Source organism: Priestia sp. AB, assembly GCF_028369225.1.
In the GTDB taxonomy this organism is placed as follows: domain Bacteria; phylum Bacillota; class Bacilli; order Bacillales; family Bacillaceae_H; genus Priestia; species Priestia megaterium.
The window spans coordinates 537,397-558,550 of sequence record NZ_JAQMYN010000001.1 but is presented as its reverse complement, the minus strand read 5'-3'; the positions used below and the strand labels follow the sequence as shown (position 1 = coordinate 558,550).

Annotated in this window: 24 protein-coding genes; 1 reads left to right on the top strand and 23 read right to left on the bottom strand. The window is 38.4% G+C overall.

Translation table 11 applies throughout. The annotated features are described in order from the left end of the window. Window positions 1-122: 122 nt before the first annotated feature. The 16 genes from aroB to POF52_RS02820 form a co-directional block, all read right to left on the bottom strand. Window positions 123-1,205, bottom strand: coding sequence for a 3-dehydroquinate synthase (gene aroB, locus POF52_RS02895; RefSeq protein ID WP_060745943.1), 1,083 nt, complete (start codon window positions 1,203-1,205; stop codon window positions 123-125). Continuing rightward, window positions 1,205-2,377, bottom strand: coding sequence for a chorismate synthase (gene aroC / locus POF52_RS02890; protein ID WP_271989620.1), 1,173 nt, complete (start codon window positions 2,375-2,377; stop codon window positions 1,205-1,207). The genes aroB and aroC overlap by 1 nt, the downstream gene beginning before the upstream one ends. A gap of 134 nt (window positions 2,378-2,511) precedes the next feature. After that, window positions 2,512-3,294 carry a CheR family methyltransferase gene (locus tag POF52_RS02885; protein ID WP_271989618.1) on the bottom strand — a complete coding sequence of 261 codons (783 nt, stop codon included), beginning with the start codon at window positions 3,292-3,294 and terminating at the stop codon, window positions 2,512-2,514. 210 nt (window positions 3,295-3,504) lie between these two features. Then, on the bottom strand, window positions 3,505-3,954 hold the full coding sequence (ndk, locus tag POF52_RS02880) for a nucleoside-diphosphate kinase (RefSeq protein ID WP_013059010.1): 450 nt from the start codon (window positions 3,952-3,954) through the stop codon (window positions 3,505-3,507). Between the two features lie 115 nt (window positions 3,955-4,069). Beyond that, complete coding sequence (gene hepT / locus POF52_RS02875; protein ID WP_029714664.1) at window positions 4,070-5,035, bottom strand: heptaprenyl diphosphate synthase component II; 966 nt, start codon at window positions 5,033-5,035, stop codon at window positions 4,070-4,072. Window positions 5,036-5,116: 81 nt separating this feature from the next. Next, on the bottom strand, window positions 5,117-5,821 hold the full coding sequence (locus POF52_RS02870) for a demethylmenaquinone methyltransferase (RefSeq protein ID WP_013059012.1): 705 nt from the start codon (window positions 5,819-5,821) through the stop codon (window positions 5,117-5,119). A 4-nt stretch (window positions 5,822-5,825) separates the two neighbouring features. Then, window positions 5,826-6,620: a heptaprenyl diphosphate synthase component 1 gene (locus POF52_RS02865; protein ID WP_029714662.1), complete on the bottom strand. Its 795-nt coding sequence runs from the start codon at window positions 6,618-6,620 to the stop codon at window positions 5,826-5,828. A 278-nt stretch (window positions 6,621-6,898) separates the two neighbouring features. Next, entirely contained in the window at window positions 6,899-7,129 is a 231-nt protein-coding gene (gene mtrB / locus POF52_RS02860; protein WP_028411509.1) for a trp RNA-binding attenuation protein MtrB, read from the bottom strand. Window positions 7,130-7,154: 25 nt separating this feature from the next. After that, on the bottom strand, window positions 7,155-7,721 hold the full coding sequence (gene folE, locus POF52_RS02855; protein WP_013059015.1) for a GTP cyclohydrolase I FolE: 567 nt from the start codon (window positions 7,719-7,721) through the stop codon (window positions 7,155-7,157). Between the two features lie 148 nt (window positions 7,722-7,869). Further along, window positions 7,870-8,142 carry an HU family DNA-binding protein gene (locus tag POF52_RS02850; protein WP_013059016.1) on the bottom strand — a complete coding sequence of 91 codons (273 nt, stop codon included), beginning with the start codon at window positions 8,140-8,142 and terminating at the stop codon, window positions 7,870-7,872. Between the two features lie 373 nt (window positions 8,143-8,515). Then, complete coding sequence (gene spoIVA / locus POF52_RS02845) at window positions 8,516-9,994, bottom strand: stage IV sporulation protein A (RefSeq protein ID WP_013059017.1); 1,479 nt, start codon at window positions 9,992-9,994, stop codon at window positions 8,516-8,518. 229 nt (window positions 9,995-10,223) lie between these two features. Continuing rightward, window positions 10,224-10,946, bottom strand: coding sequence for a hypothetical protein (locus POF52_RS02840; RefSeq protein ID WP_013084893.1), 723 nt, complete (start codon window positions 10,944-10,946; stop codon window positions 10,224-10,226). Between the two features lie 24 nt (window positions 10,947-10,970). Further along, window positions 10,971-11,174, bottom strand: coding sequence for a DUF2768 domain-containing protein (locus POF52_RS02835; RefSeq protein ID WP_013059020.1), 204 nt, complete (start codon window positions 11,172-11,174; stop codon window positions 10,971-10,973). A gap of 315 nt (window positions 11,175-11,489) precedes the next feature. Next, window positions 11,490-12,521 carry an NAD(P)H-dependent glycerol-3-phosphate dehydrogenase gene (locus POF52_RS02830; RefSeq protein ID WP_271989607.1) on the bottom strand — a complete coding sequence of 344 codons (1,032 nt, stop codon included), beginning with the start codon at window positions 12,519-12,521 and terminating at the stop codon, window positions 11,490-11,492. A gap of 17 nt (window positions 12,522-12,538) precedes the next feature. Beyond that, window positions 12,539-13,849, bottom strand: coding sequence for a ribosome biogenesis GTPase Der (gene der / locus POF52_RS02825; RefSeq protein WP_013084895.1), 1,311 nt, complete (start codon window positions 13,847-13,849; stop codon window positions 12,539-12,541). A gap of 297 nt (window positions 13,850-14,146) precedes the next feature. Then, window positions 14,147-14,752: a YphA family membrane protein gene (locus POF52_RS02820; protein WP_271989605.1), complete on the bottom strand. Its 606-nt coding sequence runs from the start codon at window positions 14,750-14,752 to the stop codon at window positions 14,147-14,149. A gap of 120 nt (window positions 14,753-14,872) precedes the next feature. On the opposite strand from POF52_RS02820, the gene POF52_RS02815 reads away from it, so the two are divergent. Further along, window positions 14,873-15,010 carry a YpzI family protein gene (locus tag POF52_RS02815; RefSeq protein ID WP_013059024.1) on the top strand — a complete coding sequence of 46 codons (138 nt, stop codon included), beginning with the start codon at window positions 14,873-14,875 and terminating at the stop codon, window positions 15,008-15,010. Window positions 15,011-15,041: 31 nt separating this feature from the next. On the opposite strand, the gene POF52_RS02810 is transcribed toward POF52_RS02815, so the two are convergent. The 7 genes from POF52_RS02810 to POF52_RS02780 form a co-directional block, all read right to left on the bottom strand. Then, window positions 15,042-16,256, bottom strand: coding sequence for an MFS transporter (locus tag POF52_RS02810; protein WP_271989602.1), 1,215 nt, complete (start codon window positions 16,254-16,256; stop codon window positions 15,042-15,044). Between the two features lie 175 nt (window positions 16,257-16,431). Continuing rightward, on the bottom strand, window positions 16,432-17,484 hold the full coding sequence (gene fni, locus POF52_RS02805) for a type 2 isopentenyl-diphosphate Delta-isomerase (protein WP_271989601.1): 1,053 nt from the start codon (window positions 17,482-17,484) through the stop codon (window positions 16,432-16,434). Between the two features lie 16 nt (window positions 17,485-17,500). Then, window positions 17,501-18,637, bottom strand: a complete 1,137-nt coding sequence (rpsA, locus tag POF52_RS02800; protein ID WP_013059027.1) for a 30S ribosomal protein S1 — start codon at window positions 18,635-18,637, stop codon at window positions 17,501-17,503. Between the two features lie 162 nt (window positions 18,638-18,799). After that, window positions 18,800-19,387: a lysophospholipid acyltransferase family protein gene (locus POF52_RS02795; protein ID WP_074893464.1), complete on the bottom strand. Its 588-nt coding sequence runs from the start codon at window positions 19,385-19,387 to the stop codon at window positions 18,800-18,802. Further along, entirely contained in the window at window positions 19,384-20,058 is a 675-nt protein-coding gene (cmk, locus tag POF52_RS02790; RefSeq protein ID WP_013059029.1) for a (d)CMP kinase, read from the bottom strand. The genes POF52_RS02795 and cmk overlap by 4 nt, the downstream gene beginning before the upstream one ends. A gap of 162 nt (window positions 20,059-20,220) precedes the next feature. Then, a complete protein-coding gene (locus POF52_RS02785) occupies window positions 20,221-20,397 on the bottom strand; it encodes a YpfB family protein (RefSeq protein ID WP_013059030.1) in 177 nt (58 codons plus the stop codon). 69 nt (window positions 20,398-20,466) lie between these two features. Beyond that, complete coding sequence (locus POF52_RS02780; RefSeq protein WP_271989596.1) at window positions 20,467-21,132, bottom strand: flagellar brake protein; 666 nt, start codon at window positions 21,130-21,132, stop codon at window positions 20,467-20,469. Window positions 21,133-21,154: the final 22 nt, after the last annotated feature.

Genomic DNA, 21,154 nt, shown 5'->3' with positions numbered 1-21,154 from the left:
CCTAATCTCAACTAAACTGTCTATTGTTTTCTCATAACTAAAATCTCTAAACTAACTTGTTACCAATTGTAGTACGTTTCAAATTCATTTGTCAACTACTATCTACTTGGCTTTTGAAGAAACTACGCTTGAAGCTCTTCATTCAGCAGCTTAAGAATTACTTCATCTTCTACTTGTTGAACAAAAGGTTTTCCTATGCCTTCAAGCAGTACCATATGAACATTGCTTGATTTGGACTTCTTGTCTGCTTTCATTCTCACGAGCAGCTTTTCAGCTGAAAGGTGGTTTGGAACAGACGTCTCATAGCCAAATTTTTCAAACCATTTCGCAATTTCAGCTACAGGGAACTCGCTTTTCCCAAGCGTATTGCTGACTTTCATAGCAAACAGCATCCCAATGGCTACGCCTTCTCCGTGACTGATTTGTCCATAGCCGCACTCTGCTTCGATCGCATGACCTAACGTATGTCCAAAGTTCAGGTGAGCGCGAACGCCAGCTTCTGTTTCATCTTCTTTTACAACAGATGCTTTGACTAAAATACCGCTTTGGATAGCATAAATTAATTTTTCATCTTGTAAATCAGTCAGCGATTGTATATTTTGCTGAAGCCATTCATAAAATGCTTCATCGTGAATAAAAGCGTGTTTAATCACTTCTGCAAAACCGGAACGCCACTCTCTTTCAGGAAGCGTTTTAAGAAGATCAATGTCATAAACAACCGCTTCAGGCTGATAAAAAGCGCCAATCATATTTTTTCCAAGCTCATGATTAATGGCTACTTTACCACCTACAGCACTATCGTGAGCAAGAAGCGTCGTTGGCACTTGAATAAAAGAAATTCCTCTCATATAAGTAGCGGCTACAAATCCAGCTAAATCGCCAACTACCCCTCCGCCGAAAGCAATAACGAGCGCATTGCGGTCAAGCTGCTGCTCGAGTGCAAATGTCTGACAATCGTAGTAATGTTGAAATGACTTTGCATGTTCACCGCTTGGCACTACGTATTTAGCCACTTTAAACTGCGTCTCAACCGCTTTTACAACCGCTTCTCCATAATATGAATCTACAGCTGAATCAGTGATGATTAACACCGACGACAGATTGGGTTTTACACTCTCAATAATAGAAGGCAACTTTTCAATTAATCCATTTCCTAAATAAAGAGGATATGTTTTCGATAAAGTTTGAATATCAATTTGCAACATTAAAACTCCCTCGCATGTGCACGCATTTTCTCAATATTTTCAGCAATTAAATCAATTCGGTCTTGTCCAAACTGTTCGATTAGCGCATCAGCCAATTCCCAAGCTACAACGGCTTCTGCGACAACGCTTGCTGCCGGCACAGCGCAGCTGTCTGAACGTTCGATGCTTGCCTCGAAGGCTTCTTTTGTTTCAATATCAACACTTTTTAACGGCTTGTAAAGCGTTGGAATAGGCTTCATTACACCGCGTACTACAATTGGCATACCTGTTGTCATGCCGCCTTCAAAGCCGCCTAAGTTGTTTGTTTTACGGGTATATCCATTCTTTTCATCCCATAGAATTTCGTCATGAACTTCGCTTCCTGGTCTGCGAGCCGCTTCAAATCCAATCCCAAACTCAACGCCTTTAAATGCATTAATGCTCATAACGGCTGCAGCAATCTTCGCATCTAATTTACGATCGTAATGGACATAGCTACCTACTCCTGCTGGCACGCCTTCAATAATAACTTCTACTACGCCTCCGATAGAATCGCCGTTTTTCTTAGCATCATCGATTGCTTGCATCATGTCTTTCTCAACAGCTGAGTCAAAACATCTTACTGGAGAAGCTTCAGTGACTTCTTGAAGTTCCTCTAAGCTTTTGTATTGAGGCGGATTTGTCTGTACGCCGCCAATTTCTAATACATGTCCAGCTACAGAAATCCCGAACTGAGCAAGGATTTGACGAGCCACAGCACCTGCTGCTACCCTTACAGTTGTTTCACGAGCTGAAGAACGTTCTAATACATTTCTCATATCGCGATGACCATATTTAATAGCGCCGTTTAAATCGGCATGTCCTGGTCTTGGTCTTGAGATTTTACGCTTTACTTCTTCTGATTCTTCTTCAGAAATTGGCTCGATGCCCATAATTTTTGTCCAGTGTTTCCAGTCGTTATTTTCTACCGCTAACGTAATAGGAGATCCTAGCGTATAGCCGTGGCGGACACCGCTTAAAATTTCCGCTTGATCTTTTTCAATTTGCATACGTCTTCCGCGACCATGACCTTTTTGTCTTCGCGCTAAATCTGTATTGATGTCTTCGGCTGTTAAAGGAAGCCCTGCGGGAACACCCTCTAAAATAGTAGTCAACTGTGGACCATGTGATTCTCCTGCTGTTAAATATCGCATAATCGTACCTCCGCTTAATATGTATTATTCGTCAGAATTTTTCCATTTTTAAATATGACTATACCATACTATAACATAAGAATATATAAAAAGTTTCACCTCAGCTTGTAAGAAATCGCTTCAAGTTATCTCAATTAAATGGTCTTTACTTTTCTGTAAAAAAACGTATCAGCCGTTTCAAATCCATACTTTTGCGGAGTAAAAACCTGCTCAGTGCTTCCTACAAATAAGATGCCGCCAGGTGCTAAAGCTCTGCTGAATTTTTCATATAAAGCATGCTTAGCTTCATCTGTAAAATAAATAAGCACATTTCGACAAACAATCAAGTCAACGTTTTTAGGAAAAGAGTCTGACAGTAAGTTATGTTTCTGAAAAACAACTGTTTTTTTGATTTTTTCATCTAATAAGTACCCGGTTCCTCTTTGTTGAAAGTACTTATTTTTCATCGAAACAGGCATCTCCTGAAGTGAACGTTCATCATAAAAGCCTACTTTTGCTTTTTCTATCACTTTTTCATCCAAATCGGTCGCCAATATAGAAATACGCGAAAGCGGAAAAAATGTTGATAAAACCATCGCTAGTGTATACGGCTCTTCCCCTGTTGAACAGGCAGCGCTCCACACTTTCAGATCTGTTTTTCCTTTTACAAGAGCCGGTAAAATTTTTTGCTCCAATATATCCCACCGCTGATAATTGCGATAAAACTCTGACACGTTAATCGTCATCCGATCTAAAAACTCCTCAAGCAGTTCGTTGTTACTGTTCATTGCTCGATAATATTCAAAAAAACTAGTAAAACCTTTTTTTTCATACAGCGAGGTGAGGCGGCGGTGCATTTGAGACTGCTTATATAGTGACAAATCAATGCCTGTTTTTGTTTTTATTTTCTCCACAAACGCGTCGTATTCATCTATCATTTTTTGCTCTCCTTTCTCATTCCTATACATTTATGTTAGACGTATAAAGAAATAAAACCTTTATATACGCTTATCTTCTTATTAATATATCGGAATACATTGTGTAAATGTTTATGTAGAGAGATATTCGCAATCAATAGCCTAGGACCTATGTATAAACACAATAAAAAAGACGAATGAAAATTCATTCGTCTCCTTGCGCTATCTAAATTAGTAAATCCAAGCGTCTGCGTCTTTTTTATAGAAAGTCAGCTCTTCACTTTCAAAGAATAAGCTGATTTCACGCTCCGCACTTTCTGGTGAATCTGAGCCGTGAATAATATTCTTATCGACAATCAGTCCATAATCACCTCGAATAGTTCCAGGAAGCGCTTCTTGAGGGTTAGTTTTCCCCACCATTTGACGTGATACTGAAATCACGTTTTCACCTTCCCATACCATAGCAAAAACTGGACCTGATGTGATAAACTTCACTAACTCACCGAAGAAAGGTTTCTCTTTATGTTCACCGTAGTGTGTTTCAGCTAATTCCTGCGAAATATGCATAAGCTTAGCTCCAACTAATTGAAAACCTTTTTTCTCAAAGCGAGAAATAACCTCACCAATAATGCTTCTTTGTACCCCGTCTGGTTTGACCATTAAAAACGTTTTTTGTATCATTTTACTCTCCACCCCTGAAGTTCATGATATGTAAACAAATTTTGAAAGCGCAATCACACCTCATGAAGATATTAACATTGTTTCGAGCAGTTTACAACTTATGAAAGTAAATAAATCAAAATTTCCGTTTTCCAATGTACTTCGCAATTTGATGCAGCGTTTTTTTCGCCTTGTTTGGCGGCAGTTCTTCTAAAATGCTCATCGCTTTTTGCAGATAACGATCGCTCATCTCAAATGAACGTTCAATGGCGTTAGAAGATTTAATATAAGAAATAATTTCATTGATCAGCTCTTGCTCATATTCCCTCTCGAAAAGCTGTTCTACTTTATCTCGAAACTCAGCATTTTCAATGGCATACAAAACTGGCAGCGTAATATTTCCTTGCAGTAAGTCGCTGCCAACTGGTTTCCCAAGCTGTTCTTCTGATGAGATAAAATCTAAAATGTCATCGGTAATTTGAAATGACATTCCCACGTAATATCCAAACCAAAATAAACGTTTATGTATATCTTCAGGAGCTCCCGCTGCAATTGCGCCTAACTGACAGCTTGCAGCAATTAGCAGTGCCGTTTTACGTTTAATTCTACGCAGATACACGCGTAAGTTTTGGTTTAGGTTGTATTTGTCCTTAATCTGTTCAATTTCACCGAGCGTTAACTCCACCATCGTATTAGATAAAATTTTATGTGCTTCCACATCTTTAACCTCACTCATAACTTCAAGTGCACGAGCAAAGATGTAATCCCCTGTATACATAGCAATACGATTGTCCCATTTTGCCTTAATTGTTGGTTTTCCCCGTCGCTTATCAGCGTCATCAATAACATCATCATGAACAAGAGAAGCCATATGAATCAGCTCAAGCGCTACTGCCACATGTTTAATTTGGTCGATGTTGTAATGCCCAAATTTAGCTGCCAACAAAACAAATACAGGGCGAATTCGTTTCCCCCCTGCTTGTAAAAGGTGAAGAGAAGCATCTGTGATAAGTGTTTCATCGGTATGAACAGTTTGTTCAAGTTCTTTCTCAATAAGGGTAATATCCGTATTCAAAAAAGCGTACATCATTTTTAGTTTCATTGGACTCACCTTGCATTATATATTCATTCTTTACTCCTTATCCTACAGGCTGTTGCACCTCTAGGACAAGCTTTTTCTCTTTTATCGTTTGTACCCTAGATGCATCGCTGCTACTCCACCTGTGTAAGATTTCACCTCAACATCTGTCAAACCGGCTTCACGGAACATATCAGCCAATTGCTTTTGACCTGGAAAGTCCCTAGCTGACTCTTGAAGCCATGAATATTCATCATAACTTTTAGCGACCATCTTTCCAAGCGCAGGCATAATATACTTAAAATAAAGCAAGTACATTTGTCGGTAGCCAATCATCGTTGGCTGAGACGTTTCAAGGCAAACCACTTTTCCGCCAGGTTTCACGACGCGCTGCATTTCCTTTAAAACTTGAAGGTAATCAGGCACGTTGCGCAGTCCGAATCCAATTGTTACATAGTCAAATGAATTATCTTCAAAAGGAAGTTCCATTGCATTGCCATGTAGTAAGGTAATATTTGAAAAAGGTGAGTTTTTTACTTTCTCTTCACCAATCTTTAGCATATTTTGACTAAAATCCAGGCCAACTGCCTCTCCTGTTTCTCCAACTGCTTCAGCCATAGCTAGCGTCCAATCCGCAGTTCCGCAACAAACATCTAAAGCTTTTGTTCCTTTTTGAACATTCATTCGCTTCATCGTATCTTTGCGCCATGCCTTATGACGCTGAAAACTAATAACAGAATTCATTTGATCATAATTTTTGTATATTTTTTCAAATACGCCATGGACACGCTGTTCTTTTGATTGCTGCATATCTCTATCCTTCTCCTACGACATTTTTCAACACTTCTAAGCTAGATGTAAGTTCATCTAAGTGCTCTCTTAAAAACTCATTCATTGCAAATTCACTTCGTAAGTATCCTCTAACAATATTTACAGACTGTTGAGTATACGAATAAAGGTATTCTTTTATTTGTTCTTGATTCATGCCAATTTGTTTGCAATAGTTTAGCAAGAGAGTAGGCTCTTTATGCTGTAATGACTTTAATTGCTTTAATATCCCGTTCAAATACGCTGCATGTTTTAAAAGTTCTTTCCACTCTTCACGTTCAAAATAGTCACATAAGCATCTTACAAACGATGATTCTGCTGCTAAAAAACTATTCATAACGTCGTGTGGATTAGTAGAGCGATTGTTATAAATGTGTATCTTAGCGATATTAATTTCTTTAATAGCAGATGCTATAACTTTCATTAAATTCAGCTGGCTGCTTTGAGCTAAATAGTAATAGTACAGGCCGCTGTAATAATCTCCGGCCAAAACTACCAGCTGCCGCTCATGCAGCTTCCCTTCATTTCCGCTAACATTTTGAGTGGAGACTAGATCGTGGGTATCAAGTGCGGTTTGAACGAGCATCACAGATAGCACAGAGCTGTTCTTTTTTTCTTCTTCCATTGAAAGAGTATCTAAGAACGAACACATGTACAGTAATCTATTTTCATCAATACGCGGATGATGAATATATTTTTTTACATATGGATGACTTAATTCAACATGAAGCTGTTCTTTCATGTTGGCCACAATATCATAGATGGTTTTTACGCTCATCATCCTTGTCTCCCTTTCCATCACTATTTGTTTAAAGTTCTTTTAACTCCAAATCGATAGTGTCAATTATAACATAATTACATTATAAAATATCCTTTAAATTCTTTTGAAGCTTTTTCACAGTTTAAATCCTTTAGCTGCTCATCCGCTTGAACACCGTTCATCTACATACCATCTTGATTTCTTAGATAGTAATTTAAGATATTGCTTTTAGTTTCACCATGTTTTTCCTGTTCTTATTCATCTATTTTAAATATAAATAAAAGCAGGAAAATCCCTGCTTATTTTTTCGTATCGGATTCAATTTCTCCGTGAACAGTCTGAACGACGGCTTTGCCACGAATTTTAATTGCTGATGTATGCTCAGTAAACTGCGCAATCATCACTTCGCCTTTATCTAGTTTTTCTGAATGATGAAATCGCGTATCTGCTCCTCGCGTTAAGCCAATTACGTTAACTCCATCTTCGACCGCTTTAATGACAATATACTCTGGCGTTCCTTTTTGTGTCATATTCTCTTCTCCTTCATCATCCACATTATGATTTAATCAATGATAAAACTTCAGCTCTAGAACTTGCATCGTGTTCTAACACTCCACGCACAGCAGAAGTGATTGTCATAGCCCCAGGCTTTTTAATGCCTCGCATGGTCATACACATGTGCTCTGCTTCCACTACTACCATTACCCCATGAGGCTCTAATGTTTCTACAATAGAATCCGCCACTGTAGATGTAATTCTCTCCTGAAGCTGAGGACGTTTCGCAACAGCTTCTACCGCTCTTGCCAGCTTACTTAAACCGGTCACTCGTCCGCCTTTTGGAATATACGCAACATGAGCTTTTCCGTAAAAAGGCACTAAGTGGTGTTCACACATAGAGTAAAAAGGAATATCTTTTACAAGCACTAGCTCTTCATGATCTTCTCCAAAAACTGTTTTAAAATGCTCTTTTGGATCTTCATTCAACCCGGAAAAGACTTCCTCATACATTTTAGCTACTCGCTTTGGTGTATCTAATAATCCTTCACGGTTTGGATCTTCGCCAATTGCTTCTAAAATTAGTCTCACGGCTTGTTCGATCTGTGGCTTATTTACAGATGACATGTTGTTGCCCTCCAATTCGTTGCATTACGACTTTATGAAAAAAATTCTAGCATATGTATATACCAAAGGCAAAAAAGAAAGGTCGCAAATGTGCGACCTTTCAAAGCTCTTCATCAACGGCTATGAATAAAGCCATTTTATGTAGATATTATTTTACAGCATCTTTAAGAGCTTTACCTGGTTTGAATGCAGGAACTTTGCTAGCAGGAATTTCGATTTCTTCGCCAGTTTGTGGATTGCGTCCTTTACGAGCAGCACGTTCACGTACTTCGAAGTTACCAAAACCGATAAGTTGAACTTTGTCCTCAGCTTTTAAAGCTTCTAAAATTGTATCGAAAACAGCATCAACTGCTTTTGTAGCATCCTTTTTTGAAAGCTCACTTGCTTCTGCAACAGCATTAATTAATTCTGTCTTGTTCATGCCATTCACCTCCTCCCAAAATCGGATCATATAATAACTAAAAACCTTGTTAGAAAAGGAATCTAGTAATTCGTTATATCTCATTCTTTAACAAAACAAATGGATATTATACATAACCTATGTATCGACAAGCCTAATCATAAACGATTGAACTAAATAATTCAATGTTTTTCATTCATCTGCCGTATGTATGTAGTGAAAACAGTATGATCGATCGATTTCTGTTAAAAGATTAACATATTGAACAAGGCATAGCAAGCAGAAAATAACGCAGGAATAGGATAACCACGCGATCTATCACAATATATGTAAAGTTTTGTATGATCTATCCAAAAAGAAGAGGCTCCTTTATGAGGAGCCTAACGTTACATGCTTATAGAATAATCGCGATTAAACCTCCGGATCCTTCGTTAATAATCCGTTCTAGCGTTTCTTTTAACTTATATCGTGCATTTTCAGGCATCAGCGACAGCTTTCCTTGAATCCCTTCTCTTACAATTGAACTTAGAGAGCGGCCAAATATATCTGAATTCCAAATTGAAAGCGGATCATCTTCAAAGTCTTGCATCAAATAACGAACTAATTCTTCGCTTTGCTTCTCCGTTCCGATAATCGGCGCAAATTCTGATTCTACATCCACTTTAATCATGTGTATAGAAGGTGCCACTGCTTTTAAACGAACTCCAAAACGCGATCCTTGGCGAATAATTTCAGGTTCATCAAGGCTCATATCCGAAAGCGAAGGTGCAGCTACACCATAACCCGTTTGTTTAACCATACGAAGGGCATCAGAGACTTGATCATACTCGGTTTTTGCATGCACAAAATCTTGCATTAACTGCAGCAAATGATCTCTTCCGCGAATTTCTACTCCCACGATTTCTTTCAAAATCTGGTCGTATAAGTCATCTGGAGCATATAAGTCAATTTCAGCAATTCCCTGCCCCATCTCAATTCCGGCTAATCGAGCCTGATCGATAAACTCAAACTGGCTAAATTGCTCTACTACCCGTTCAACGTCTCTCAGCCTCTTAATATCTTTTACCGTTTCTTTAACGGCTTCTTGATAGCTTTCACGCAGCCAATGTTTATCTTTTAAAACCATTACCCAGCTTGGTAGATTAACGTTGACTTCTAATACAGGGAACTCGTAGAGTGCTTCTCTTAATACGTTCATCACATCAGTATCGCGCATGCTTTCCACACTCATCGCTAATACTGGAATATCATATTTTTCATTAAGCTTTGCACGAAGCTTTTCTGTATCAGGATGATATGGCTGTACGGTATTAATAACCATGATAAATGGTTTGCCTACTTCTTTTAATTCATTAATGACGCGCTCTTCTGCTTCCACGTAATCTTGACGAGGTATATCTCCAATTGAGCCATCTGTTGTAATGACGACACCAATCGTTGAGTGTTCTTGAATTACCTTTCTCGTTCCAATTTCAGCCGCTTCGTGAAATGGAATGGGTTCTTCATACCAAGGTGTATTGATCATTCGAGGTCCGTTTTCATCTTCGTACCCTTTAGCGCCTGGCACCGTATATCCTACACAATCTACTAACCGTATGTTAACTTCTAGCCCGTCATCTACCAAAACATTAACTGCTTGATTCGGTACGAATTTCGGCTCAGTTGTCATAATCGTTTTTCCAGCTGCACTTTGTGGTAGTTCATCTTGTGTGCGAGCTCTTTCTGCCTCGTTCTCGATGTGAGGCAGGACCACCAGCTCCATAAATTTTTTAATAAATGTAGATTTTCCTGTTCGAACTGCTCCCACCACACCTAAATATATATCGCCTCCTGTACGTTCAGCGATATCTTTAAATACATCCACCTTTTCCAAAAGATCCCCTCCGATCTATGAGTTCATGGAATATGACATCCATTGCGAGAGTAAATTAGGACACTATATAGTTATGACGTTGTCCTATTAAAATATGACTTTTGATAGAAAAATTTATGATTTTTTTCATGCACATGCTGACTTAGTCATTCTGATTATCATTATTGGTGTACAAGAAAGAGAAAACCCCTTCTCTCTGAATATTATTCAAGGAGAAGGGGTTCATGACTTATTTTTTAAAAAATATTGGTTCATTCTTATCGTTGACTGTATAAGGAAGAGAGTAAGCAGGTACAAAATCACTGTTTTCCACAAGGAGCTTTCGTATATCTTCACCAGGTTTGTAGGAGCTTTTATGCTTTTGAATGGCATCATACAAATCAGGACGATAATCTACAAATACATCTCCCTGCCCATTAACAATTAAAGAAAGACTATTCCCTGTATATGGGCTAGTAACGACAGGAGGCTCTTTCATATTCAATTTTTTATAATTAATAGAGAATACGCCGGGAGCGATGACGTCTTTAAACGGTACGTACCCTTTATGATTTTGACGGTATATATTCAAATGTACGTTAACATCTTGAATCGTATCCGCCATCCGTAAGTCTAATAATTTAACCGTGGGCTTTGTTTCTGCATCCACAAGTACGTACGCAAATATCCCTCCGCTTTCATACGAATTTCCAGGTGCGTCTTGCATGTATCTAGGAACAATTTTCGTAAAGTCAATCGGATATTTTTGATAAATCGGCGTGTCCATATCTTTCGTTTTTATTGGCAATAAGCCTCCGCTTTCTTGTTTAAATTGATCAACCGCCGTTTGCACGGAAGCAACTTGATCTTTATAAGGAACTTGATTTTGAGACATTCTTTCCGTCGGGTACAAACAACCGGATAATACAAAAATGGTTAACCCAACAATAGACGTTAGCATGAATTTTTTCATTTTTCTCACCCTACCATATGTACATTAAGCATCTGTCGGCCCGCTGAATACAACAATTACCATAATAAGACCTGCTACAATCATAAGCGAATAGGCAATGAAAGCGAGTACAATTTTACCAATGCGGTTCGTAATTTTATAACGACTAAAGTAAATAGAAAATACCGAGATAAACATAAATACAATGGAGCCCAATGAAATCCACATCTTTAACAAACCTGGCGACAAATTGCATCCACTCCTTTTTTCACCGTTATTATAACATAAGGACTTATAGTTAAGATGGATATTGATAGAACTTTCTAAATTAACTATTTATTTACCTTCCAGTGATTCATGGTCTATAGTAAGTACTTTCCTATTAAATTGACAAATTCCTGCTTTTTCACATAAAAAAAATCGAAGCGAAGGGGGCTCTTCGCTTCGATCATAACTAAATATTCCCATACTAACAGTTCTACTCATCTTTATTTACACGTTATTTTATGCAAGTAAATGATTTTGGGTATCACCAATTGCCTATTTTTTCATATTTCTTTGCACTTAATTTAATTTTTCTCCTAAAACATTCGCTAAATCTTCCATTTCATGTGTTTTAGTACGAGACATAAGCGCGTCTACTGCATCCTTTGCCTTCACATCATTAAACAGTACATTATATAAAGCATCAGCAATCGGCATTTTTACGTCATATTTTTGAGATAGCTGGTAAGCTGCTTTCGTGGTGCGTACACCTTCTACAACCATTCCCATATTTTCTAATACTTCGTCTAAATTTTTGCCTTTTCCAAGAAGATTACCAGCGCGCCAATTTCGAGAATGAACGCTTGTACACGTTACAATCAAGTCTCCAATCCCGGTTAAACCTGAGAACGTCAGAGGATTGGCACCAAGCACAGTACCTAAACGAGCGATTTCAGCCAAGCCACGAGTCATAAGAGCGGCCTTCGCATTGTCACCATATCCAAGTCCATCCGTGATACCAGCAGCAAGAGCAATAATATTTTTTAACGCTCCCCCAATTTCCACACCAATCACATCAGGATTTGTATAAACACGGAAGTACTGCTGATTATTAAATAAATCCTGCACTTTTTCTGCTGCTTGTATGTTTGTTGAAGCTGACGTCACAGTTGTCGGCTGCCTTCTACTTACTTCTTCAGCATGACTCGGACCTGATAAGACAACGATGTCTTTTGTATCAATTTCTTGTTGAATCATTTGAGATATACGTAAAAGAGAATCCGGTTCAATCCCTTTACTTACGTGAACAATTGTAAATAGTTCATCGGTAAGGGATTTTAGCTGCTGCAACACTTCACGAATGGCCTTCGTTGGAACAGCTAAAATAAGGGTTGCAACACCTTCTATTGCCTTTTCTAATGACGTAAAACCTTTAATCTGATGAGGAAGCTCTACACCAGGCAAATATTTTTCATTCTTATGCGTCTCGTTGATTTGATCAATGACTTGTTGTCTATGTCCCCAAATGCGAACATCGTGTCCATTTTCCGCCAATACGAAAGCTAATGCAGTTCCCCAGCTTCCTGCTCCTAGTACAGCTATTCTTTCCACGCCGATCACATCCTCTGTTATTTTCTTGGTCTTGCAATAATTTTAATTGGAGTTCCTTCAAATCCAAAAGCTTCACGAAGCTTATTTTCTAAGAAACGTTTATATGAAAAATGCATTAGCTCAGGATCATTTACAAACACAACAAAAGTTGGCGGCTTGATTGCTACTTGAGTTGTGTAATAGATTTTTAAGCGGTTGCCGTTGTGAGTAGGCGTAGGGTTCATTGCTACTGCATCCATAATCACATCATTTAAGATGCTTGTTTCTACACGTACCGCATGGCTTTCGCTTGCAAGATCAATCATTGGCAATAGCGTATGCGTACGTTTTTTCGTTTTAGCTGAAAGGAATACAATTGGAGCATATGTTAAGAACTGAAAATGCTCACGTATATTCTCTTCAAATTTTTTCATTGTTTTTTCATCTTTTTCTACTGTATCCCATTTGTTTACAACGATAACAACAGCTTTTCCAGCTTCTTGTGCATAGCCAGCAATTTTCTTATCTTGTTCAATAATACCCTCTTCAGCATTTAATACAACTAAGACAACATCTGAGCGTTCAATTGCCTTTAATGCGCGCAGTACGCTGTATTTTTCAGTACTCTCGTACACTTTTCCACGCTTTCTCATTCCAGCTGTATCAATAACAACATATTCTTGATCTTCTTTTGTAAACTTTGTATCAATGGCATCACGTGTCGTGCCGGCAAGATCACTGACAATAACACGGTCTTCACCTAGAAGAGCATTAACTAATGAAGATTTCCCTACGTTAGGACGACCAATCAATGAAAATTTAATGACTTCTTCTCCGTAATCTTCGTCTTTTTCTTTTGGAAAGTGCTTAGCTGCCTCGTCTAGCAGGTCACCTAAACCTAAACCATGCGTTCCTGAGATTGGGAACGGTTCTCCATATCCTAGTGCATAGAAATCATAGATTAATTCTCTCATTTCAGGATTATCTACTTTATTAACAGCTAGGACAACGGGCTTTTTGGATTTGTATAAAATTTTCGCCACTTCTTCATCAGCTGCAGTAATTCCATCGCGTCCATTTACTAGAAAAATGATTACGTCCGCTTCATCAATTGCAATTTCTGCCTGCTGTTTGATCTGTTCTAAAAATGGCTCATCTCCAATATCAATACCGCCGGTATCAATAATGTTAAAGTCCACATTCAGCCACTCACCTGAACTATAGATACGATCACGAGTTACACCCGGAATATCTTCTACAATAGATACTCGCTCTCCTACAATTCGGTTGAAAATTGTTGATTTTCCTACGTTGGGACGACCAACAATCGCAATAATTGGTTTTGGCATACGATTCTTCCCTTTCCTTGATCTTTTTTATGTATCGGCAACCAGTCTTTAATCGACTAAAGGTATTTATCTACATGTACAAATAAATAAGATCATTCTTTTTTCAAAAATTGAGGCCATGCAGCGTGGCATGACCTCTACTAATCGATCATAAGCGATAAAGCAGGCTTTTTATCAGCTCTATTTTACACCAAGCTGATTAACTGCCTATCCGCTGAATAAGCATTACTCTTTCAATCAAACAATTTTATCAAAAATCACCGGTAACAACAATATAATTTTACGAAATCTCTTCTTCTATTTGTAAGTACTTTGCTTTTGCCTGTGAGACTTCAGCACGTACAAATCTAAATAAGCAGAGAAATAAACCAGCATCTCCCAAATAAACATAGCTCCTACTGCTGTTGCTAAAACGTCGAGTGTCCGAAGAGACCCTACTTCATAAGATGCAATATCTCGAATGACAACTGCGTATAAAAAATCTCCTCCAACTACACTTAAAATGATCGCTGCGAATCTTTTTTCAGCATCTTTAATCACCATAAAGCAAATATATAAGATAAGTCCAGTCAAAATCCACTTACGATCAATAAAAATCCATACAGGATCATAGAGCTCAAGTAAACAAAAACCAGCATAGGCAATTATTATAATGCCGCATACAATAACATAATATAACTGCTGAAACCTGCTGTAGCCTGAAGCATAAACACACGCTACCCCTACTAAAAACAAAGCGGTATAGCTACATGAAAACTGAGCCATATGCATGTTCATTCCGCTTAGGAGTATACTGATTAATATAATGGCTGCTACCTTCCAACGCCTAGGTGTTTTGGGCATAAGAAAAGTCGCAACAATCCATCCCATCCACGAAAGCCAATAAAAGAAAATTCCGTCCACTGAATATGGCACCTCCTCTACCTGTCATCAGTATGTATCAATTTGGTAAAACTTAATCGGAGTTTTAGAATAGAACCTCTTATTTTGGACAACCTATCAGAAAAAAGGAGGGAATCTAAAATGGGAAAAGATCGTCAAGAGAAAAAATTAAAAGAATCAAAACGAGTTGAATCTGACCGTGATCAAGGACTTCACTATCCGGGAGCAACTAGCTTGCAAAGTCCTGAAGAAGCGCGCGAGTTAAATGAGCATAAATAAAAAAATGCGCTGACTAAGTCAGCGCATTTTTTTATTTTAAAACTGGATGTGAAACAGGATAGGAACGTTCTTTCTTTCCTGTAAACAAAAAGAGAACTCCTCCCACTAACAATAGTGCTCCTGACAAATAAAACCCGAATTCCATACTTCCAAGTTTATCTGCAAAATATCCGGTAATGTAAGGTGCAAAGATCGATGACAGCATGCCACTGAAGTTGAAAAAACCGTACACTTTAGAGTACATGGACGATGGAGTAATATCCGCCATATACGAAATCAAAATCGGATCTAATGCTAATTTACCTATCAAACCGTACACAATTAAGCCGATTAATAGCCAAGAATAACTCTCTGTATAGGGAATAAAAAATTGACACAAAGCGCCCGCTACTGACAAACTCACAATTAATGCTTTTTTATTTGCAATTCGATCAGATATATACCCAAAGAAGATTGCTCCTGGAATAGACGCCCAAGGTACTAAAGATGCTATGATGCCTGTTTGAGACCCTTCTAAGCCTCGCGAGTGCTGCAAATAATAAGGAAGCCAAGTCAGCATCCCAAAAAATCCGTAAAGAGAGCAGAAGATTAAAATGTATACGAAAATATGTTTTTTTGTAAATAATACTTTTAGCGACTGCTTTGTTTCTTTATTTAGCGAATTTTTTTCTTGATCCCTTTGCTTATCTTTTACAAAGAAAGCTATTAAAATAGCTATTACTATGGTTGGAATAGCAAATAAGTAAAAAGTAAACTGCCAGTCTTTTTCTAACGTATATGTAATGTATGTAGAACCGATAAAACCAAGTGATATACCAAAAGCCATTCCACTATTAATGAGCGCCGACACTAAACCTCGGTATCGTTCAGATGTGATGCTCGAAGAAATTCCGTATTGTGAACCATAATACGTTCCTTCTCCAAGTCCTGTCAGCGCCCGCATAAGTAAGAACATACCGAAAGTAGTTGTAAGTCCTGTAAAAAATGTGGCAACTCCAAACAAGATGTATCCAGCTACTAAGATCTTAACGCGACCAAATTGATCTGCCAAAAAACCCGTTGGAATTTGCATAGCTGCATATGCTGCAAAAAATACGGTAGACATTAGCCCAAGTTCAGCTTTATTAAGATCCCACTGCGCACCGATATCTCCCATAACCGGAGATAAAATATTACGATCTGCATACATGAAAACCCAGCCTAAAAAGAAAAGAAAAATTGTAAATATAGGATGTCCTTTTTTCATCATGCCACCTCTTTTTCTGATTTTTCTGTTTATTTTACTTATTATAAGGGGCTAACGTTTGGGATTTCATGCTTTTTGTCACTTCTTCTGCCAACATTTTTTGTTTTTTCAAATGAAAACGCGATCATTCATCTTTTAAAGAAATAAAAAAGCACGCAGTCAACTGCATGCTTTTTTATGATCTGTTATTAAATGTTTCTATAGATACATTTCGCTGAGTCAGCCAGCTATGGGTATCCCCTGTAATAACTAGAGGCATTTGCTGAAGCTTAGCAATAGAGGTTGCTCCTAGCGCAGCCATGATGAACGTTAACTCCTCATGCAGCTCGGCTATCTCTTCTACAACTGCTTCTAAACCAGACTTCATTAAAATGGATAAAAAATATCCTGCCATTCCCGTTGCAGAAGCTCCTAACGCAATAGACTTAGCAATATCCATAGAGGTTTGAATACCTCCCGAACCAATAATGGACATACCTTCTACGTGCTCAGATACTTCTGCTAAAGAAGCAGCTGTGGAGATTCCCCAATCATTAAAGAAGTGAAAATGTTTTGCTCGTCTTTCATTTTCGATTTTCGAAAAATTGGTACCACCGTACCCACCAATATCAACGATTTCAACACCAACATCTTTAAGCTTTTGCACTGCTTGAGCGCTCATCCCAAAACCTACTTCTTTGACAATTACAGGAACGGTTACTTCTCGGACAATGCGTTCAATACGACGTAATGCATCGGTGAAATCACGATCTCCCTCCGGCATGACCAGTTCTTGTATAACATTTAAATGAATTTGAAGTCCATTTGCTTCAAGCATATCAACTGCTTTTTTAGCTTGTTCAACTGTAGCTTCACTGCCTAGGTTGGCAAAAATAATTCCGTTAGGGTTTTCTTGACGCACTACTCTGTATGATTGTTCTTCCTTTTCATCTTTAATCGCAGCCATCTGCGATCCAACGGCCATTGCTAATTGACCATGATGAGCAATTTGAGCAAACGAACGGTTAATCCGTTCCGTTTCTTGTCCGCCTCCGCCCGTCATAGCATTTATAAAAATTGGCGAACTTAACAAAAGTTCGCCAATTTTTGTATCAATATGAACATCGTGCACGCCAGTATTTGGCAAGCTATTATGAACGAAGCGAATATCATCCAGCCCGTGCAGCCGATGCTGTCCCGTTTGAATCGCATGATGAATGTGATCAATTTTACGTTTTGCTCTGCTCACAAATCATCACCATTACTTATCTTAATTTTTTTAATTGATCCCCAATCATATCACCTAATTGGAAACCTTTTGACTCTTCTTGTAATTCATAGTCACCGTAATCTTCTTGTTCTTCTTCCTCAAGATCACGAATGCTTAACGAAACGCGTCGTTCTTGTTCATTCACATCAAGTACTTTCACCGTCACTTTTTCGCCTTCAGAAAGCACTTCATGCGGTGTCCCGATATGCTTATGGGAAATTTGAGAAATGTGTACAAGTCCTTCTACTCCAGGTAGAACTTCCACAAAAGCTCCAAAAGATACAAGTCTTTTAACGGTTCCATCTACTACATCACCTTGGCGAAGCTTCGTAGAAATGTTGGACCATGGACCTTCTAACGTATCTTTAATAGATAATGAAACACGCCCCGTTGATTTGTCCACAGACAATACTTTGACTTTCACAGCATCTCCCTCAGCTACTACGTCTGAAGGTTTTTCTACACGCGTATGTGAAAGCTGAGAAATGTGCACTAACCCATCTACTCCGCCTACATCTACAAACGCTCCAAAGTCTGTTAAGCGCTGAACGGTTCCTTCTAAAACCTGACCTTCTTTTAATGACTCAAGAACATTTTCTTTTTGTTGTACAAGCTCTTCTTCTACAACTGCACGATGCGAAAGGATCACGCGATTTTTTTCTTTATCCAATTCCACTACTTTGACCGTAAGAGTTTGATCTTGATACTCTGCAAAATCATCAACGAAATGAGTTTCAACAAGAGAAGCTGGAATGAACCCTCTTACACCAATATCTACTACTAATCCGCCTTTGACAATTTCTTTGACTACCGCTTCAAACACTTCACCTGAAGAAAGTTTTGCTTCTAAACCATCCCATGCTTTTTCAGCATCTACAGCTCGTTTAGATAGCACAAGCAAATCGTCTTCCACTTTAATTACTTTCGCTTCGACTTCGGCACCTTCTTGGATTACATCGCCTGCTTTTTCAATATGTAAGCTCGCTAATTCACTAATTGGAATAATACCGTCTAGTTTGCTGTTAGGTACATCTACATACACTTGCTTTTCTTCTACTTTTGTAATAGTACCTTTTACTGTTTCTCCTACTTCTAATGACGTTACCTCTACTTGATTCATATCTTCTGTCATCGTCTTTTCCTCCTCCAATATCCATCTACAATATGTATTCCCTTGTAAGAGTTCTTCACTCTTTTAGCTCATCATTATTGTATATAGCTCTGTATAGAAAAAACTCTCTTTGTTACTAACTTCTAATAAATAGAATCTTTTGTCAAGTCATAAGGTTACAAACTATTGATATTTTTCAATTAATTCACCAATGCTTTTCATAATAACTTCGGTCACTTCGTCGGCTGATGCTTTTCGTTCGCGAAGCTCATCCATCTGAATTGGCGGTCCGTACACTACTTTTAACCTTGCAAAGCGCTTGTATGGACCAATCACAGCACAAGGCACAACAGCTGCTTTTGAACGCAAAGCAAAAAAGCCTACTCCAGCCATCCCTTTGCCTAATTTCCCATCTTTACTTCTTGTTCCTTCGGGAAATAATCCAAGCACTTTTCCTTCTTTTAAAATCTTTAACCCTTGGCGCAAAGCTTCACGATCTGCCATCCCGCGCTTTACAGGGAATGTTTCTAACTTTGGCAGAACCGTCTTCAGAAAAGGTGCTTTAAACAGCTCTGCTTTTGCCATAAACGAAATAGGCCTTGGACATGTCACACCTACAGTAGGCGGATCTAAGTTGTCAATATGATTTGAACAAAGTAAAACTCCGCCTTCTGAAGGGATATTTTCTGCACCGATTACTTCATAACGATAAACTGGTGTTAAAAGGCCTTTTACAATGGCACGTGCAAACATATAAAAGCTCAAAATCATCCAATCCTTTCTTTTGTAATAGAAAGTATTTTTTCTACAACTCCTTCAATCGATAAGGAAGTTGTATCGATTTCAATGGCGTCTTCAGCTTTTTTAAGAGGTGCTACTTCGCGCTCAGAATCCAGCTTATCTCTGCGGGCAATTTCTTCTTTTAAACGCTCTAAATTTGATTCAAAACCTTTTTTTATGTTTTCGTCATGGCGTCGCTGTGCTCTTTCATCCACAGACGCTAATAAAAAGATTTTAACTTCTGCGTGAGGAAGCACGTGTGTACCGATATCACGTCCGTCCATTACAACGCCTCCATCTTTAGCAAGGCCCTGCTGTCTCGCTACCATCTCTTCACGAACCGCACGATGTTTCGCTACGATGGATACAGAGTTAGTTACTTCTGCGGAACGAATTTCACTTGTAACATTCTGCCCATTTAAGATGACTACCTGTCCAGATTCAGACGGCTTTAAATCGATGACTGTTTCGTTAAGTAAATGCAATAGCTCTTCTTCATTTTGCAAATCTACCTGGTTTTTCTGCGCTTGATACGTTAGAGCACGATACATCGCTCCTGTATCAACATAAATATATGATAAGGTTTCTGCTATAATCTTTGCCACTGTACTTTTCCCAGCAGCTGCAGGACCGTCAATCGCGATTGAAATTTGTTTTTCCATAAGTGCCTCCCTTAATTTCAAAACAGGAACAAACCACTTTCATCTTTTATACAATGAGCCATTTTATATGAAGCGTTTATAAACGAAAAAAAGAGCAGGGGGTCTTCTCCTGCCTGGTGTTCACTGCATGTTTCTTTCCTAGTTATTCTACCATACGTCCGACTACTGGTCGAATGTTTCAATAATTTTATTAAAATTATTTTTGCTAACTCCCTCATACTGAATAACCTTTGAGAAATATGTACTGTGACTGCTAGATAGTAAAATACATTGAGCAATTATTAAAAACACAAATTGAATAACCACTAATTTAATTAAAATTCGTTCTATTCGATTCACCTTTTTTCTCCTTTTGTAAGAAGTAATACCTTTGCTTACAGTTTAGGAAAGAGAAGTTTTTTTTATACGCTAAAGAAGACCTTTTCTTCTTAGGTCGATCTGACGCTTTAAGGTATAACGAATCATCATTTCTTTCGTTTGTTTTTCCGTATCCATAAATTTAATAGATAGCTGACCTACTTTACAGGAAGTCGGGTCGGTAATTCGTACAACTTCCCCTTTTAATTCAAGATGCTGCAAAGCTCCCTCACGATTAGGAAGACTTAATCGTACAACAACCGAATCTTTCTCATTAAAAAGCAGTGAGTGATGGAAGGAGCCGGCTATTCCACCTGCACTGATGTTTTTAGTCATGATTTCCATTACATCCTGCTGTTCTTGTTCACTTTCTATCACCGCCTTCACTGTAAGCGGCACACGGAAAAAATTTCTTCTTTGGATGGATTTTAACTTTTTATCGCCCGGGTAAAAGAGCTTCACAACAGGCATGCCTTTTGTTTCACGTCCTGTTACTTCAGTTGGAAAGGTATATACATTTTGATCATATCCAATAAACGTAGCAAGCAATTTTGTACCTTTTAGTAAAAAAGCACTTCGCTGCGTTTCTTCATTTAGCGGATAGCTAATATATATCACGTCTTCCGTAAACTCAACTACTTTACATCGATATGTTTGTTGTAATGTAGACTCTCTGTGCCCGCTCTCTAACGTCAACCTCATTCCCGCTTTTATCATCTTCTCTCTCCTTCAGTTCCAC